The organism is Microbacterium sp. SA156 (assembly GCF_049065455.1).
In the GTDB taxonomy this organism is placed as follows: domain Bacteria; phylum Actinomycetota; class Actinomycetes; order Actinomycetales; family Microbacteriaceae; genus Microbacterium; species Microbacterium barkeri.
Genome location: NZ_JBAKGU010000016.1, coordinates 57,879 through 74,285, shown reverse-complemented (window position 1 = coordinate 74,285; position 16,407 = coordinate 57,879). Strand labels below are relative to the sequence as shown.

The 16,407-nt window shown below is 71.2% G+C and carries 13 protein-coding genes; 3 read left to right on the top strand and 10 right to left on the bottom strand.

What is annotated here, in order from left to right:
- The coding region (locus ACOWU6_RS14305; RefSeq protein ID WP_421076100.1) for a hypothetical protein at nt 1–634 on the bottom strand (634 nt) is incomplete at its 3' end.
- A gap of 343 nt (nt 635–977) precedes the next feature.
- Between ACOWU6_RS14305 and aspS the strand changes: the two genes are divergently transcribed.
- Nucleotides 978–2,753, top strand: coding sequence for an aspartate--tRNA ligase (gene aspS / locus ACOWU6_RS14300; RefSeq protein WP_421076099.1), 1,776 nt, complete (start codon nt 978–980; stop codon nt 2,751–2,753).
- Between the two features lie 67 nt (nt 2,754–2,820).
- Here aspS and ACOWU6_RS14295 read toward each other — a convergent pair whose 3' ends face one another.
- The 7 genes from ACOWU6_RS14295 to ACOWU6_RS14265 all read right to left on the bottom strand — a co-directional run bounded on the left by ACOWU6_RS14295 (nt 2,821) and on the right by ACOWU6_RS14265 (nt 6,223).
- On the bottom strand, nt 2,821–3,123 hold the full coding sequence (locus tag ACOWU6_RS14295; protein WP_421076098.1) for a Dabb family protein: 303 nt from the start codon (nt 3,121–3,123) through the stop codon (nt 2,821–2,823).
- 16 nt (nt 3,124–3,139) lie between these two features.
- The gene (locus ACOWU6_RS14290; RefSeq protein ID WP_421076097.1) at nt 3,140–3,400 is read right to left on the bottom strand and encodes a glutaredoxin family protein; all 261 of its coding nucleotides are present in this window, start codon (nt 3,398–3,400) and stop codon (nt 3,140–3,142) included.
- 5 nt (nt 3,401–3,405) lie between these two features.
- Nucleotides 3,406–3,699, bottom strand: a complete 294-nt coding sequence (locus tag ACOWU6_RS14285; RefSeq protein ID WP_271174419.1) for a rhodanese-like domain-containing protein — start codon at nt 3,697–3,699, stop codon at nt 3,406–3,408.
- Nucleotides 3,700–3,749: 50 nt separating this feature from the next.
- Nucleotides 3,750–4,550 carry an aquaporin Z gene (gene aqpZ / locus ACOWU6_RS14280; RefSeq protein ID WP_421076096.1) on the bottom strand — a complete coding sequence of 267 codons (801 nt, stop codon included), beginning with the start codon at nt 4,548–4,550 and terminating at the stop codon, nt 3,750–3,752.
- A gap of 195 nt (nt 4,551–4,745) precedes the next feature.
- Nucleotides 4,746–4,844 carry a 30S ribosomal protein bS22 gene (locus ACOWU6_RS14275; protein WP_003792170.1) on the bottom strand — a complete coding sequence of 33 codons (99 nt, stop codon included), beginning with the start codon at nt 4,842–4,844 and terminating at the stop codon, nt 4,746–4,748.
- Between the two features lie 138 nt (nt 4,845–4,982).
- Entirely contained in the window at nt 4,983–5,186 is a 204-nt protein-coding gene (locus ACOWU6_RS14270) for a helix-turn-helix domain-containing protein (RefSeq protein WP_271174418.1), read from the bottom strand.
- A 92-nt stretch (nt 5,187–5,278) separates the two neighbouring features.
- A complete protein-coding gene (locus ACOWU6_RS14265) occupies nt 5,279–6,223 on the bottom strand; it encodes a TetR/AcrR family transcriptional regulator (RefSeq protein ID WP_282980173.1) in 945 nt (314 codons plus the stop codon).
- Between the two features lie 83 nt (nt 6,224–6,306).
- Here ACOWU6_RS14265 and ACOWU6_RS14260 point away from each other — a divergent pair, with 83 nt between their 5' ends.
- Nucleotides 6,307–7,203, top strand: a complete 897-nt coding sequence (locus tag ACOWU6_RS14260) for an ATP-binding cassette domain-containing protein (protein ID WP_421076095.1) — start codon at nt 6,307–6,309, stop codon at nt 7,201–7,203.
- Nucleotides 7,200–7,988, top strand: coding sequence for an ABC transporter permease (locus tag ACOWU6_RS14255; protein ID WP_324013975.1), 789 nt, complete (start codon nt 7,200–7,202; stop codon nt 7,986–7,988). The genes ACOWU6_RS14260 and ACOWU6_RS14255 overlap by 4 nt, the downstream gene beginning before the upstream one ends.
- Nucleotides 7,989–8,033: 45 nt before the next feature.
- Here the strand turns inward: ACOWU6_RS14255 and ACOWU6_RS14250 are convergent, their stop codons facing one another.
- Entirely contained in the window at nt 8,034–9,380 is a 1,347-nt protein-coding gene (locus ACOWU6_RS14250; RefSeq protein ID WP_421076094.1) for a copper amine oxidase, read from the bottom strand.
- Between the two features lie 86 nt (nt 9,381–9,466).
- Entirely contained in the window at nt 9,467–16,147 is a 6,681-nt protein-coding gene (locus ACOWU6_RS14245; RefSeq protein WP_421076093.1) for a hypothetical protein, read from the bottom strand.
- Nucleotides 16,148–16,407 lie beyond the last annotated feature (260 nt).

Genomic DNA, 16,407 nt, shown 5'->3' with positions numbered 1-16,407 from the left:
CTTTCACGACGCTCCACGGCACGGCCGCGGCCGTCCCGTCGGGGAACGGTGAGGTGGCCTCGGCTGGGGGTGCGGTCTCGTCCAGGTCGGTCGCGATCGCGCCGGTGGCGATCCCGACGAGGTGACGCTCCATCACCTCGAGCTTGTCGACCTCGGAGGCGGGCGCGCCGCGGCGGGCGGTGGCGACGGCCTTCACGATCAGCGCCGCCGGCTCCGCCCCGAGCAGGCCCGCTTCCACTGCCGCGGCCACCGCCGGGTGCGCCGGCGGCAGGGGGAGCCCGGTGGGGCTCTCCCGGTTCCGGGTGGCTTCATCCAGCCGCACCCGCGCGGATACCGCCGGCCCGGGGATCCCGGTGAGCCGCTCGAGCAGCTCCCGCCCGTCCCGGCAGCCCAGCTCTCCCGCGAGGGGCCGCTCCAGGCCCCGCCGGGACCGCCACGCGACCTCTCCTGCCGCCCGCACCCGCAGCGCGTCCACGACCCGCCCCAGCTGCTCCACCCGCGCGGTGAACCCCGCGAGATCTCCCGACGCCACCTCCCCCACCCGTGTGAACAGCCCGTCCAGCAGCCCGACCGCGGCGCACACCGCGCCGGCCGGATCATCCTGCCCCTCATCGGGCACCCACGGGAAGGCCATACCCCATGGTAGAACACAAATACGACAAGGCGCAAGACATTTCTCGAAGATTCTTCGAAGATCCGTTGCCCGCAATCTCGCGCGCCCATAGCCACAAGAGAAGGGACCCATCCTAGTCCCGACCACCGACATCCTCCGGGACGTGTAAGCCAAACGCTTACATACATCTGTCGCGACCGAGCGAGACCGCCCCGCGCACTAGCCAGCGTTCGCTGTTCCGCGCGCCTCCGCCAGCCGCCCCGCGCCCTGCGAGCCCTGGCTAGCCCGCTCCCGCGAGCGGATGGCCAGGACGCGCGCGGTCCGTAGAATGGTGCGGTTCCCTTTCCTACCAGGAGGATTCTCCGTGCTGCGCACCCACAAGGCAGGCTCGCTCGACGCCTCGCTCATCGGTCAGACCGTCACCCTCACCGGGTGGGTCGATCGCCGCCGCGATCACGGAGGCGTCGCCTTCATCGATCTGCGCGATGCATCGGGCATCGCACAGGTCGTCATCCGCGACGAGGAGATCGCGCACCCGCTGCGCAGCGAGTTCGTCCTGAAGGTCACGGGCGAGGTGTCGCGCCGCCCCGAGGGCAACGCGAACCCGAACCTCGCGACCGGCGAGATCGAGATCATCGCGTCCGAGGTCGAGGTCCTCAACGAGTCGGCCGCGCTCCCCTTCCAGGTCTCGACCGCGCTCGACGGCACCGAGACCGTCGGCGAGGACGCGCGCTTCAAGTACCGCTACCTCGACCTCCGCCGCCCCGCGCCCGCCGCGGCCATCCGCCTGCGCTCGAAGGCGTCGGCGGCCGCGCGCCGTGTGCTCGAGGAGCACGACTTCGTCGAGGTCGAGACCCCCACACTCACCCGCTCGACGCCCGAGGGCGCGCGCGACTTCCTCGTGCCCGCGCGTCTCAGCCCGGGCAGCTGGTACGCGCTCCCCCAGTCGCCGCAGCTCTTCAAGCAGCTGCTGCAGGTCGGCGGGATCGAGCGCTACTACCAGATCGCACGCTGCTACCGCGACGAGGACTTCCGCGCCGACCGCCAGCCCGAGTTCACGCAGCTCGACATCGAGGCGAGCTTCGTCGACCAGGAGGACGTGATCGCCCTCGGCGAGGAGATCGTGCAGGCGCTGTGGCGCCTCATCGACGTCGAGATCCCGACGCCGATCGAGCGCATCACCTTCGCCGACGCGATGCGCCTGTACGGCTCGGACAAGCCGGACCTGCGCTTCGGCAACGCGATCGTCGAGCTCGGCGACTACTTCGCCGACACGACCTTCCGCGTCTTCCAGCAGGAGTACGTCGGCTCGGTCGTGCACCCCGGCGGCGCCTCGCTCCCCCGTCGTCAGTTCGACGCGTGGCAGGACTGGGCCAAGTCGCGCGGCGCGAAGGGCCTCGCCTACGTCACGTTCGGCGAGGACGGGACGCTCGGCGGCCCGGTCGCCAAGAACCTCTCCGACGCCGAGCGCGAGGGGCTCGCCGCCGCGACGGGCGCTCAGCCCGGCGACGCCGTGTTCTTCGCTGCGGGCAGGACGAGCGAGGCGCGCGCGCTGCTCGGCGCCGCGCGCGTCGAGATCGCCAAGCGCACGGGACAGATCGACGAGAGCGCATGGTCGTTCGTGTGGGTCGTCGACGCGCCCCTCTTCAAGCCGACCGGCGAGGACGACGACGTCGACCTCGGCCACTCCGCCTGGACCGCCGTGCACCACGCGTTCACGTCGCCCAAGCCGGAGTGGATCGACCGCTTCGAGGAGGCTCCGGGCGAGGCGCTCGCGTACGCGTACGACATCGTGTGCAACGGCAACGAGATCGGCGGCGGCTCGATCCGCATCCACCGCCGCGACGTGCAGGAGCGCGTCTTCGACGTCATGGGGATCGGCCCCGAGGAGGCGCAGGAGAAGTTCGGCTTCCTGCTCGACGCGTTCCAGTTCGGCGCCCCGCCGCACGGCGGCATCGCGTTCGGGTGGGACCGCGTCGTGTCGCTGCTCGCGGGCGCCCCGTCGATCCGCGAGGTCATCGCGTTCCCGAAGATCGGCAGCGGCTTCGACCCGCTCACGGCCGCTCCGGCCCCGATCACGCCCGAGCAGCGCGCCGAGGCCGGCGTCGACTACGAGCCCGAGGAGGACGACGAGGCCTGAGCCTCTCCCGCCCTCATGCACGACGCCCCCGCCGGATGGCGGGGGCGTCGTGCATGAGGGACGGGTCTCAGACCTCGAGGTCGATCGCCGCGCGCCCGCTGCGGACAGAACCGACGAAGCGCGCCGCCTCGACGTGGGCGGGGTGCACCTGGTACGCCTCGAGCGCGGCGAGGTCGGCGAAGAGCGCGTCGAGCACGATGTCGTGGTTCTCACCCTCGTAGGCGGCGTTGCGCGAGACGGTCAGCTCGAGCAGACCGGGGACGACGCCGACGAGCGCCTCGAGGCGCTCCTTCGCCTCGGCCGCGTGCGCTGCGCGGGTCTCGGGGTCGGACGCGGCGAGCTGGAACAGGACGATGTGGCGGATGGCCATGGCAGAGCCTCTCGGTTCAGGATGCGGCGATGAGGGCGTCGCGCAGGCGGTCGGGGGACACGCGCCAGTGGCCGTGCAGGCGTCCGTCGATGAGGACGACGGGGATCTTCTCCCACCACTGCGCGTGAAGCTCCTCGTCGTCGGCGATCGACCGCTCGACGACCTCGATGCGGTCGGCCGTCTCATCCGGGAGCTCGGCGAGGACCTGGTCGACGACCTCGCGCGCGACGTCGCAGAGATGGCAGTCGGGCTTGCCGATGAGCGTCAGCTGCGTCATCCGGCTCAGGCCTCGATGTCGTAGCCGGCCGCGCGCCACGCGCTCGTGCCGCCCGCGACGTTCGTCGCCTCGTAGCCCCGGGCCGTGAGCGCCTCGACGACCCGGGCGGAGCGTCCGCCGACCTCGCAGATGACGTCGAACGGCTCTGCGGGCAGCTCGTCGAGCCGCATCCCGAGCTCGGACATCGGCAGGTTGACGGCGCCCGGCACACGTCCTGCCGCGAACTCGTGCGTCTCGCGGACGTCGATGAGCGGAACGCCCTCGCGCGAGCGGAGCTCCTGGACCGTGATCTCGTTCATCCCTCCAGTATCCCGTGGATCACGGCCCGTCGCTCCGCTCGCGCTGCGGCTCAGCGGCGCGCCGTGTCGAGCAGCGGCTTGTAGGCGAAGCCCGCGATGAGTCCGCCGACGAGAGGGAACACGAGGAAGACCCAGAGCTGCGCGAGCGCGTCGCCTCCCCCGAAGATCGCCGACGCGATCGATCGCGCGGGGTTCACCGACGTGTTGTCGACGGGGATCGTGACGAGGTGGATGAGCGTCAGGGTGAGGCCGATCGCGAGACCCGCGAGCGCGGGGTTGCCGCGCGTGGGGTGCGTGACGCCGAGGATGACGAGCACGAAGAGCGCCGTGAACAGCACCTCGACGACGATCGCGCCGAGGATGCCGAAGCCGCCGGGCGAGAGCTCGCCGAACCCGTTGCTCGCGAACCCGCCCTCCTGGGCTGCGGCGAGCCATCCGTCGCCGGACGAGCCGATGAGCGCGATGACGCTCGTCGCCGCGACGCCGCCGATGACCTGCGCGACGACGTAGCCGGCGACGCCGCCCCACGGGAACCGGCCGGCGGCGGCCAGGCCGAGGGTGACGGCGGGGTTGAAATGCCCGCCGGAGATCGGCCCGAAGGCGTACGCCCCTGCGACGACGGTGAGCCCGAAAGCCAGCGCGACGCCGACGAAGCCGATGCCGAGGCTCGTGCCGGCATCGCTCGCGCCGAAGTCGGCGGCGAACAGCGCCGCGCCGACGCCGCCGAGGACGAGGAGGAAGGTACCCAGGAACTCCGCGACGAGCGTCGCGGCGGTGGACGGACCCGTGGGGGCGGGGGTGTGCTCGAGAGGGGTGGGATCGACGTGACGCTCTGGCTTCGGATCGCTCATGGTTGCCCTTTCAGAGGAGGATCGCCGCGCCGGATCTCCGGCGGGCGGTTCACGCTCAACCTAGCGAATTCCAATATTCCAGACGAGGGCGAGTCATCATGTGACGAGTCGCGGCGACAGGTGACGACCGGCGATGACGCCCGGATACCAGAAACGCCGGCCCGTGGATCACGGAGCCGGCGTTCGCGGGGGCCGCTACTTCTTGTTGCGGCGCTGGTGGCGAGTCTTGCGAAGCAGCTTGCGGTGCTTCTTCTTCGCCATGCGCTTGCGGCGCTTCTTGATGACAGAACCCACGGAAACCTCGCTATGTCAGGGGTTGGATGTCCGGTCGCGACGGCCGTCGCTGACATCCGGGATCGGGCACCATGGAAAAGTGCCTCAGAGCATCTTATCCCATGATGGGAGCGGCGCCTGAACGCCGACTCGGAGCGCTCAGCCGGCGTCGGCGATGGGGCGCTCCGACGGCATCTCGAGAGCGGCCGTGACGGCCGACTCGGGGACGCGGTAGCTGCGGCCGAACCGGACGGCGGGGAGCTCGCCCGAGTGGACGAGCCGATAGACGGTCATCTTCGAGACGCGCATGATGTCTGCGACCTCGGCGACCGTGAGAAACCGCACATCCGGCAGTTCAGCCATTCCCCCACGACCCTCTCTGTTCGATCCCGACAACTCTAGAGGCTAGCGGAGACGCCTGTAAACCCGAGTGGCCCGTGTGACCCGGGCACCCGTCAGCGCGCGGCGCGCTCCCGCGCCTCCTTGAGAGCCTGGGCCTGAGCCCTGCGCGCCTGGCGCAGCGCCTTCTCCGCGGCGACGAGCGCCTTCTGCGCGTCTCGGGACGCCTTCGCCGCCGCGCGGTAGCGCTTGTCCTCGAGCACGTCGGCGTCGTCGAGCTCGATCCATCCGCCCTCGCTCGCAGGGGGCTCACCGCGGTCGAGCCGGGCGATGTAGCCCTCGACGCCGTCGAGAAGGCGGGCGAGCCCGAACCGGAAGGGATCGGCCTCGTCGAGGAAGACGCCCGCATCGATCGCGCCGCGCAGCGCGGGATACCCGTCTGCGTCGATGACCGCATCGAACAGGGCCGCCTCGCGCGCTGCCACCTCCTCGGGCGCGAGCCCGTCTGCGCGCGCGGCCTCGCTGTAGCCGGCGTTCACGATCCCGCACCACCGCGCCTGCCCGGTGACGGCCAGCGCGACCGCGAGCCGCTCCGACGGAGCGAGGGGCGTCTCCGCCAGCGCGCCGAGGGCCGCATCGAGCCACGCCGAGCTGTTCGGCGTGATCGGCGAGCCCGCGATCGGCAGAGCCAGGATCCACGGATGGCGGAGGTAGATCTCGACCTGCGCGCGGAAGAGCACCTCGAGCGCCCGGCGCCAGCCATCCGCCGTCCGATGCTCCTCGGGGGGCAGCCCCGTCGCCTCTTCCTGCATGAGGAGGAGCAGGTCGTCCTTCGCGCTGACGTACCGGTAGAGCGACATGGGCGTGAAGCCGAGCTTCTTCGCGACGGCAGCCATTGAGACGGCGCCGATCCCCTCGCGGTCGGCCAGCTCGACGGCCGTCTCGACGATGCGCTCGACGCTCATCTCGCGCTTGGGCCCCCGTTGCGGATTCGCGGCGACTCCCCATGCGAGCGCGATGCCGCGGGGCAGCTCGACGGGGGTCTGCTCGGTCTCGCTCATGCGTCTCAGCCTAGGCCTGTATATGGCATAAACAGTGTGTTACTGTCATAAACAGTTTCGTTCATACACAGAAGGGAGACGCCATGCGTCCCGCCATCGAGGTGCGAGGACTGCGCAAGCGGTTCGGCGCGCACACCGTCCTCTCCGGGCTCGACCTCTCGGTCGAGCCCGGAGAGGTCTTCGCCCTGCTCGGCCCGAACGGCGCGGGCAAGACGACGACCATCAGCATCCTCACGACGCTCGTGCACCCCGACGACGGCATCGCGCACGTCGCGGGCCACGACGTGGCGACGCAGCCCGACGAGGTCCGCCGTCGCATCAGCCTGACGGGTCAGTCCGCTGCGGTCGACGACGTGCTCACGGCGTCCGAGAACCTCGTCATGTTCGGCCGTCTCGCCGGCCTGTCGCCCCGAGCCGCCGCCGAGCGCGCACGGGATCTCCTCGCCCGCTTCGCCCTGTCCGATGCCGCCGCGCGGCGCGTGGGCACGTTCTCCGGCGGGATGCGCCGCCGTCTCGACCTCGCACTGAGCTTCGTCGTGACGCCCGAGGTGCTCTTCCTCGACGAGCCGACCACCGGTCTCGACACCCGCAGCCGCCGTGACCTGTGGGACGTCATCCGCGCCGTCGCCGCAGCCGGCACCACCGTCTTCCTCACGACCCAGTACCTCGAGGAGGCGGACCAGCTGGCCGACCGGATCGCCGTGCTGCACGAGGGCCGGGTCGCCGCGCTCGGCACGGCCTCGCAGCTGAAGGCGCGCGTGGGCGGCGACACCGTCGAGCTCCACGACGCCCGTGGCGACCTCCTCCGCGAGGTTCCGACCGACGGCACCGTGTCGGGCCTGCGCCGGGCCCTCGACGTGCTCGACGAGTCCGGCGCCGAGGGCGTCGTCTCGCTGCGACGCCCGACGCTCGACGACGTCTTCCTCGCCCTCACCGAACCCGCGTCCGCCCGGACGCCCCAGCTCAAGGAGTCCGCATGACCGCCGTCGACCTCGCCCGCCCGCGCCTGCGCGGCCTGACCGCCGAGTCGGTCTTCGTCGGTCGCAGCCTCCGCCATTCGCTGCGCGACGGGGAGTCGCTGCTCATGGCCATCCTCCTCCCCGTGATGCTCATGCTCATGTTCACGTGGATCTTCGGCGGCGCGATCGATCCGTCCGGCGGCTACGTCGACTATGTCGTGCCCGGGATCGTCTTCACGTGCGCGGGCTTCGGCGCGGCCTCGACAGCCGTCTACGTCGCCGGTGACATGAAGGCGGGCATCATCGACCGGTTCCGCACGATGCCGCTGCGAGCGAGCGCCGTCCTCACGGGACACGTCGTCGCGAGCCTCATCCGCAACCTCGTGGCGACGGCGATCGTCGTCGGCGTCGCCCTGCTCGTGGGCTTCCGCCCGACGGCCGGTCCGCTCGAGTGGATCGGCGCCGCCGCGCTCATCGCGCTGTACATCCTCGCCATCACGTACCTCTTCGCCGCGATCGGACTCGCCGCGTCGAGCCCCGAGGGCGCCAACGCCTACGGCTTCGTGCTCCTCTTCCTGCCGTACCTCTCGAGCGGGTTCGTCCCGGTGGACTCCCTGGCCGACTGGCTGCAGCCGATCGCGACCTACCAGCCCGTGACGCCCATCATCGAGACCATCCGCGGCCTGCTCTTCGGCACCGACATCGGTGCACAGGGCGCCTGGGCGCTGCTCTGGTGCGCCGCGATCCTCGTCATCGCGGTGGCCTGGGGCGGATGGCTGTTCCAGCGCAAGGCAGGGCGCCGCTGAGCAGGCGGGCGGAGGGCGCGCCCCTCCGCCCGCTCCCTCCCCTGCTCAGTCCTCCTCGTCGAGGCGGTACCACTTCCGGAACTCGCCCTCGAGCTCGCCGTTGAGCTCCTCGCGCCCGTCCGGCACGGCGACCCGCTGCGCCGTGAGGTCGCGCGGTCGCAGGGCGAACCCCTGCCAGTGCATGTCCATCGGCGACTGATCCTCATCTCGGACGACATGGTGGAAGCCCACGGCGACCCAGGAGACGACATCGTGCAGCTCCTCGTCCGCGGAGTCCTCGATGTAGTCGTGCACGCTCTGCCCGCAGGTCGACCCCGCCCCGTTGCGGACGGCGAGCAGCTCGCACGGGTCGGCATTCGTGAACGCGACGTCGTACGCCTCCTCCTCGCCGTGGAAGAGGTGATCGTGGGTGAAGGTGAAGGTGTCGCTCTTGCCGAGATCGATCTCGTAGGAGATCGGACGGCCATCGGCGTTGAGCACGCCCGGTGCCAGGACGCGCCACCAGCGCCGGTCCTCCCACTGCGCGATCGCCGGATGCTCGATCGCCCGCAGACTGCCCTCCACGATCGGCGCCTTCGGCCCCATCTCCCCCGTGTCCTCCGCGTCGTACTGCTCGACCGCGAGCGCGCCCGGATCGTCGAGCGCCCAGTGGACCCGCCAGACGGCGTTGTGCGAGTGGCTCGTCGCGTGCGCATGATCGCCCTCGCCCACCGCCGAGCCGTGCTCGTGGTCGCTGAAGTCGATCGGCGAGATGTCGCCGGTCGCGCCGAGGTCGGATCGGATGACGCCGTCGGAGCCGAACGAGTACTGCGTGACGTACTCGTACCATCCGACCTTCGAGATCGTGGAGAGCTGCCAGTCCTCACGTCGCGCGGCGACGACCTCGCCGAACTCCCCCGACCGGTACCCGAGCCCGCCGTCGACGATGAGCGAGCACAGCACCTCGCGGTGACGGGTCTTGCCGTACGTGCCGTCGTCGATGTCGGGGATGTCCGTCGCGATCCGCTCCCCGACGCACTCCGTCTCGGTGAGGGTCTGCATCTTCGTGCCGCCGAAGCCGGCGTCGGTGAGGTCGTACGTGGTGTTCTCGCCCGAGTCGTACGGGACCTCGAGCTGCGCGAGCGAGAGCTCCTCGGCGATGAGGACGGGCTCGGCATCGGTCGGCGTGAAGCGGATGTCCGTGAGCACGAGGCCGCGATCGGGATCGACCTGCCAGCACATGGCCCACTCGGCGCCGTTCTCGAGGGCGTTCGCGAGCGGCTCGCCCTGATCGCAGTCGAACACCGCGGCGTGCGGCGCCTCCTCGGGCGCTGCCTGCGGCTCATCCGTGCAGGCGGCGAGCCCGCCCGCCGCCACCAGCGCGATCAACGCGGCCCCCGCTCGCCTTCGCATGCTCTCGATTCTCACAGAACTCCTCCCCCGCACACGCCGACGGCGGCCCCGTCTCCGAGGCCGCCGCCGGTGTGCGCGTCAGATGGTCAGTCCTTGCGGACCAGCCACTTGCTGCGGGTGGCGCCGAGCAGGATGCCCGTGCCAGCGAGGATCACCAGCAGCGCCAGCGGGATCGCGTCGAACTCGCCGCCGGTCGGCGAGAGCGGGCGCTTCTTGCCGCCGCTGTCGCCATTGCCGTTGCTCGAGCTGTTCGCGTTCGCGTCGCTGTCGTTGTCAGCGTTCGCGTTGCTGTCGCTGTCCGCGGTGCTGTCGTTGTCAGCGTTGGCGTCGGACTCGTTGTCGGAGTCGGCGTTGCTGCTGCTGTCGGCGTTGCTGGAGCTGTCAGCGTTGCTGCTGCTGTCAGCGTTGCTGGAGCTGTCAGCGTTGCTGGAGCTGTCAGCGTTGCTGGAGCTGTCCGCATTGCTGGAGCTGTCAGCGTTGCTGGAGCTGTCAGCGTTGCTGCTGCTGTCAGCGTTGCTGGAGCTGTCCGCGTTGCTGGAGCTGTCAGCGTTGCTGGAGCTGTCAGCGTTCGCGTCGCTGTCGGCGTTGCTGCTGTCGTCGGCGTCGCCCTCGTTCGCGACGGTCAGCGGCGCCTCGACGACCGCGTCTCCGTCGGTTCCGACGACCGTGTAGTCGCCGGGCTCCGCGTCAGCGGGAACGGGGACGCACGTGCCGGCCGGCAGGTTGCCGTCGGCGTCCGCCGTGACGACCACCGGGTCGCCCACGGGGTTGCCATCGGCATCCGTCAGCTGGATCGTGACCTCCGAGTTCGGCAGCCAGCCGCCCGAGACGACGTCGGCGCACGTACCGGGCGCCGCCGGGGTCTCGACCTCGAGCGTCGGCGAGTACACGTCGACGGTGTCGGACAGCTGCAGGCCCTCCGCGTCGGCCGCCGTGACGGTGAAGACACCGGCCTCGGCGTCTGCCGGGATCGGCACGGCCGTGCCGGCCGGCACGTCGCCCTCGGCGTCGGTGGTCACGACCACGGGCTCGCCCGCGTCCGCGCCCTCGGGGTCCGAGAGCTGGAGGGTGACCTCCGACTCAGGGGCCCAGCCGCCCGACGTGATCTCCGACTCGCCGCCGGCCGGAACCGGCGACTCCGCGTCGAAGGTCGGCTCACCGGAGGCCGCGATGACCTCGACCGGTGCGGAGACCTCCGCGCCGTTCGCGTCGGTCGCGACGACCGTGTGCGCACCGAGTGCGGCGTCGGCGGGAACCGGAACCGTGGTGCCGGCGGGGACGCTGCCGTCCGCGTCGACCGTCACGGCCACGGGGTCGCCCACCGGCGCACCCTCGCCATCCGTCAGCTGCAGCGAGACCTCGCTGTCGCCGATCCAGCCGGACGACGTGACCTCGGTCGCGTCACCGGCCTCGACCGGAGACGTGGCCTCGATGACCGGCGCGTAGACCGCGAGCGGAGCCTCAGCCGTGTTCTCGTTGGCGTCCGTGCCGACGACCGTGAAGTCGCCCGCGGGAGCGTCAGCGGGAACGGGGACCGGCGTGCCGGCGGGGACGCTGCCGTCCGCGTCGGTCGTGACGACCACCGGGTCGCCCACGGGGTTTCCGTCGGCGTCCGTCAGCTGGAGCGAGACCTCCGAGTCAGGAGCCCAGCCGCCCGACGTCACCTCGGTCGCGCCACCGGCCGGAACCGGCGACGTGGCCTCGAGCGTCGGAGCGATGATCTCCACGGTGTCGGAGACCATGGCGCCGTTGGCGTCCGAGCCGACGACCGTGAAGACGTCGTCGACCGTGGCGTCAGCGGGGATGGAGACCGTCGTGCCGGCGGGGACGCTGCCGTCCGCGTCGGTCGTGACGACCACCGGGTCGCCCACGGGCGCCCCGCCATCCGTCAGCTGGAGCGTGACCTCGGACTCGGGCAGCCATCCGCCCGACGTCACCTCGGTCGCACCGCCGGCCGACTCAGGCGAGGTGACCTCGATCGACGGCGCGTAGACCTCGATCGCGGCCGGGTCCGTCTGGACGCCGTTCTCATCGGTGCCGACGACCGTGTAGTCGCCTGCAGGAGCGTCGGCCGGGACCGGGACGACCGTGCCGGCGGGGACGCTGCCGTCCGCGTCGGTCGTGACGACCACGGGCTCGCCCACGGGGTTGCCGTCGGCATCCGTCAGCTGGAGCGAGACCTCCGACTCGGGCAGCCAGCCGCCCGACGTGATGTCAGAGGCTCCGCCGGCCGGAACCGGCGACTCCGCCTCGAGGGTCGGCGCGATGGCCGCGACCTCGACCGTGTCGGAGACCTCGGCGCCGTTCGCGTCCGTCGCGACGACGGTGAACACGTCACCCTCGGCGGCGTCGGCCGGGATCGGGACCACGGTGCCCGCGGGGACGGTGCCCTCGGCGTCGGTCGTGACCGGAACCGGGTCGCCCACGGGGTTGCCGTCAGCGTCCGTCAGCTGGAGCGTGACCTCCGACTCGGGCAGCCAGCCGCCCGACGTCACCTCGGTCTCGCCGCCGGCGATCTCCGGCGACGTGACGTCGATCACGGGAGCGTAGACCGCGACCGGAGCCGAGATCGCGTTGCCGTTCTCGTCGGTCGCCGTTACGGCGTAGTCGCCTGCCGTCGTGTCCGCAGGCACCGGGACGGCCGTGGCCGGGATGTCGCCGGCCGCGTCGGTCGTGACCGGAACCGGGTCGCCCACGGGGTTGCCGTCAGCGTCCGTCAGCTGGAGCGTGACCTCCGACTCGGGCAGCCAGCCGCCCGACGTCACCTCGGTCTCGCCACCGGCCGGAACCGGAGACGTCGCCTCGATGGCGGGAGCGATGACCTCGACCGGAGCCGAGACCTCGGCGCCGTTCGCGTCCGAGCCGACCACCGTGTACGCGCCCGCAGGAGCGTCAGCGGGGATCGGGAGGACCGTCCCGGCGGGGACGTTGCCGTCCGCGTCGGTCGTGACCGGAACCGGGTCGCCCACGGGGTTGCCGTCAGCGTCCTCGAGCTGGAGCGTGACCTCCGACTCCGGCAGCCATCCGCCCGACGTCACCTCGGTCTCGCCACCGGCGATCTCCGGCGACGTGGCCTCGATCGACGGCGCGTAGACCTCGACGGCGTCCTCGGCCGTGTTGCCGTTCGCGTCCGAGGCGACGACCGTGTAGTCGCCCGCAGGGGCGTCAGCCGGAACCGGAACCACCGTGCCGGCGGGGACGTTGCCCTCCCCGTCCGTCGTGACCGTCACCGGGTCGCCCACCGGGTTGCCGTCGGCGTCCTCGAGCTGGAGCGTGACCTCCGACTCGGGCAGCCAGCCACCCGACGTGATCTCCGACTCGCCGCCGGCCGGAACCGGCGAGGAGGCGTCGACCGTCACCGCGCGGGCGACGATCTCGACCGTGTCGGAGACCTCGGCGCCGTTCGCGTCCGTCGCGACGACGGTGAACACGTCACCGGGGGTCGCGTCGGCCGGCGTCGGGACCGTCGTGCCGGCGGGGACGCTGCCGTCCGCGTCGGTCGTCACCGTCACCGGGTCGCCCACGGGGTTGCCGTCCGCGTCCTCGAGCTGGAGCGTGACCTCCGACTCGGGGACCCAGCCGCCCGAGGTGACCTCGGTCGGGTCACCGGCCTCGACCGGCGACGTGACCTCGATCGCGGGAACGTAGACCGTGACCGGAGCCGAGATCGCGTTGCCGTTCTCGTCGGTCGCCGTCACGGAGTACTCACCGGCAGGAGCGTCAGCCGGGACCGGGATGGCCGTGGCCGGCACGCTGCCGCCCGCGTCCGCCGTGACCGGAACCGGGTCGCCCACGGGGTTGCCTTCCGCGTCCACGAGCTGAAGCGTCAGCGGAGTGTCGGCCGGCCATCCGCCCGACGTCACCGAGGTCTCGCCACCGGCCGGAACCGGGGACGTCGCCTCGATCGTCGGCGCGATGACGTCGACCGGGGCCGAGACCTCCGTGCCGTTCGCGTCGGTGCCGACGACGGTGTAGGCGCCCGCGGGTGCATCAGCCGGAACCGGGACGACCGTGCCGGCGGGGACGTTGCCGTCCGCGTCCGTCGTGACCGGAACCGGGTCGCCCACGGGGTTGCCGTCAGCGTCCGTCAGCTGGAGCGTGACCTCCGACTCCGGCAGCCATCCGCCCGACGTCACCTCGGTCTCGCCACCGGCGATCTCCGGCGACGTGGCCTCGAGAGTCGGCGCGTAGACCTCGATCGGGCCCTCGACCTGACCGCCTTCGGGGTCGGTGCCGATGACCGTGTAGTCGCCGGGCTCCGTGCCCTCGGGGATCGTGACGCACGTGTCAGCCGGGACGTTGCCCGCGCCGTCGGTGGTCGCCGTGACCGGGTCGCCGACCGGGTTGCCGGCCGCGTCAGTCAGCTGGAAGGTGACCTCCGTGTTCGGCTGCCAGCCGCCCGAGACGATCGCGACGCACGCGCCGGGAGCGGCCGGGGTGAGCGGCTCGAGCGTCGGCAGGTACACCTGGATGGTGTCCTGCGCGGTCTCGCCGTTCGGGTCCGTGCCGACGACCGTGTAGTCGCCCGCCGGCGTGCCGGCCGGGATCGGCAGCGTCGTCCCCGTGGGGAAGGCGCCCGTGTCGTCGGTCGTCACCGTGATCGGGTCGCCGACCGCGTTGCCGTCGACGTCCTGCAGCTGGACCGTCACGTCGACCGTGGGGTCCCAGCCGGACGAGGTGATCTCGGTCTCGTCACCGGCGGGAGCCGGCGAGGAGGCGTCGAGGATCGGCGCGCCGGCGGGCGACACCACGAGCGGCGACGTGATCTCGGCGCCGTTCGGGTCGGTGCCGACGACGGTGTAGTCGCCGGGCTCGGTGCCCTCGGGGACGAGGACGCACGTGTCAGCCGGGATGTTGCCCTCGGCGTCGGTCGTGACGACCACCGGGTCGCCGACCGGGTTGCCCGCCGCGTCGGTCAGCTGGAACGTGACCTCCGTGCTCGGCAGCCATCCACCGGACGTCAGAACCGAGCACTCGCCCGGGAGGACCGGCGACTGGGCCGTGAGCGTCGGCGTGTACACGGTGACCGTGTCACTGCTGGTGTTTCCGTCGGGGTCCGTTCCCTCCACCGTGTAGTCACCCGGCGTCGATCCCGCGGGGATCGGCAGGCAGGTGTCGGCGGGCACGTTGCCCTCGGCGTCGGTCGTGACGACGAGCGGCTCGCCGACCGCGTTGCCCGCGGCGTCGCGCAGCTGGAACGTCACCTCGGTGGCCGGCGTCCAACCCGACGACGTGATCGTCGTGCAGGAGCCCGAGGGCACCGGCGATGACGCGTCGACCACGGGGGCGGCAGCCGCACAGGCGTCGAAGCGGACGCCGGCGTTGCCGATGTTGAGACGCGCCAGGTCGCCGCCCAGCAGGCCGAGGCTCAGTGCCGACACCTCGAGACCTGTCGTGAGGGGATCGCCTCCCGCTGTACAGGTGGTCGTCGTCGTCTCCTGGTGGTTGATCTGCAGCGAGACGGCTTGCGCGACGATGTCGAGGAACGGGCTGACTGCCGCGCGAACAGGGACGGTGATGAGGTCGGTCTTGATTGTGGTGAAGGCCTGGTAGAGCAGCCCCGCAGGGTCGGTGAGCGCCGCGTTGATGGGCGCCATGAGCGTCTGCGCGAGCGCGATGACCGGTGCGAGCACGGTGCATGCCGTTCCCGTGCAGGGCTCGACCACCTGGCCCGCGAGGCTGATTCCGAAGGACCCCGTCAGGTCAGGCAGCGGGAAGACACCGGGCACCGTCGCGTCGAAGTGAACCACCACGCTGTCGAGAGACTCGACGGCGGTGTTCACGGCAACGTCGATGACCTCTTCGATCACGTCGTGGATGCTGCTCGCGATGAACGGATACGTCGTGTCGTCGATCAGCTCGGTGTTCGGGTTCTGGTTGTTCAGGCCGACCGGGCGGTCCGGGATCACGCCATCGTCGTTGCCGCCGATGCGGCCGAGATCGACCGTGAGGGTGCCCTCGGCGAGGTTGATCGAAGCGAGACCGTCGTCCGTGGTGATCGGTCCGAGCAGGATCGCGTCGATGACGTTCTGACGGATCTCGCTCGTGACGGAGGTGCTGAGTTCGAGCCCCGGCACGAGCGCCAGGAGACTCGTGAGATCGAGGAGACTGTTGATCTGATCGACGACCGCCTGTTCCATCGCGCCCGCGGCGTCGCTGACACCTGCCCCCGCGGTGGCGATCGCCGGGGAGTGGAGTTCGAGCTTCGCGTCGGCGATGCGGTACTGCCCGTCTCCGCCCACGCCGTCGGGGTCCTGGAGCACGCCGTCGATCGCCTGGACCCAAGCGCCGCCGAGTCCGAAGGTGAAGTCGGCCTGGTCGACCATCTGGTCTGTGAAGCCTCCGATCCCCGCGGCCTCAAAGAGTGAGAGCAGGTCGATCGAGGCGGTGCCGAAGCCGGCCTGGTCACCGTCGAGCGTGATTCCGCCGTCGCCCCCCGCGATGCCGGAGATCGCCTCCGCGTTCTGCGCGTCCGTTGCCGTCGAGCGGCTCAGCAGCGCGCCCGCCTGCCCGTAGTCGATGAGCTGATCGACCGGGATCGTGAGACCACCGAGGTCGATGAGCTCGCCTCCGAGCAGCGACGCCTGGAAGGCCTCGTCGTTGGGCCCCGGGTTCGAGACCGACCCGGCGTGCGAATGAGCCGCGCCCGCGAGGTCGGTTCCGCCGAGGATCGTCGTGTCGATGACGCTCGCCTCGGCCTCAGCGGGCTCGTCCGGATAGGTGTCCAGTCCGGCGGCGAGCGCCGGGTTCGTCGTCGAGACGATCATGGCCGCGGCGACCGCCGCGGCTGTCCCGGTCAGAAGGCTGGGCAGCTGCCAGCGCTTCCTCCCCCTCGTGCCACCCCGAGCCGGCGGCAGATTTCGCTGTTGACGCATCAACCTTCGCCCTTCTATGTGACGCAACTCCCCCAAGTGCCGACACGGGTCGACCGAGCGCGCTCGTGATGCCAGTATTACGGGATCACATTCAGGTTGTCCACAGCCGATCAGAATGTTCCTCTCAGCGTCGCAAAGGCGCGCTCAAGCGA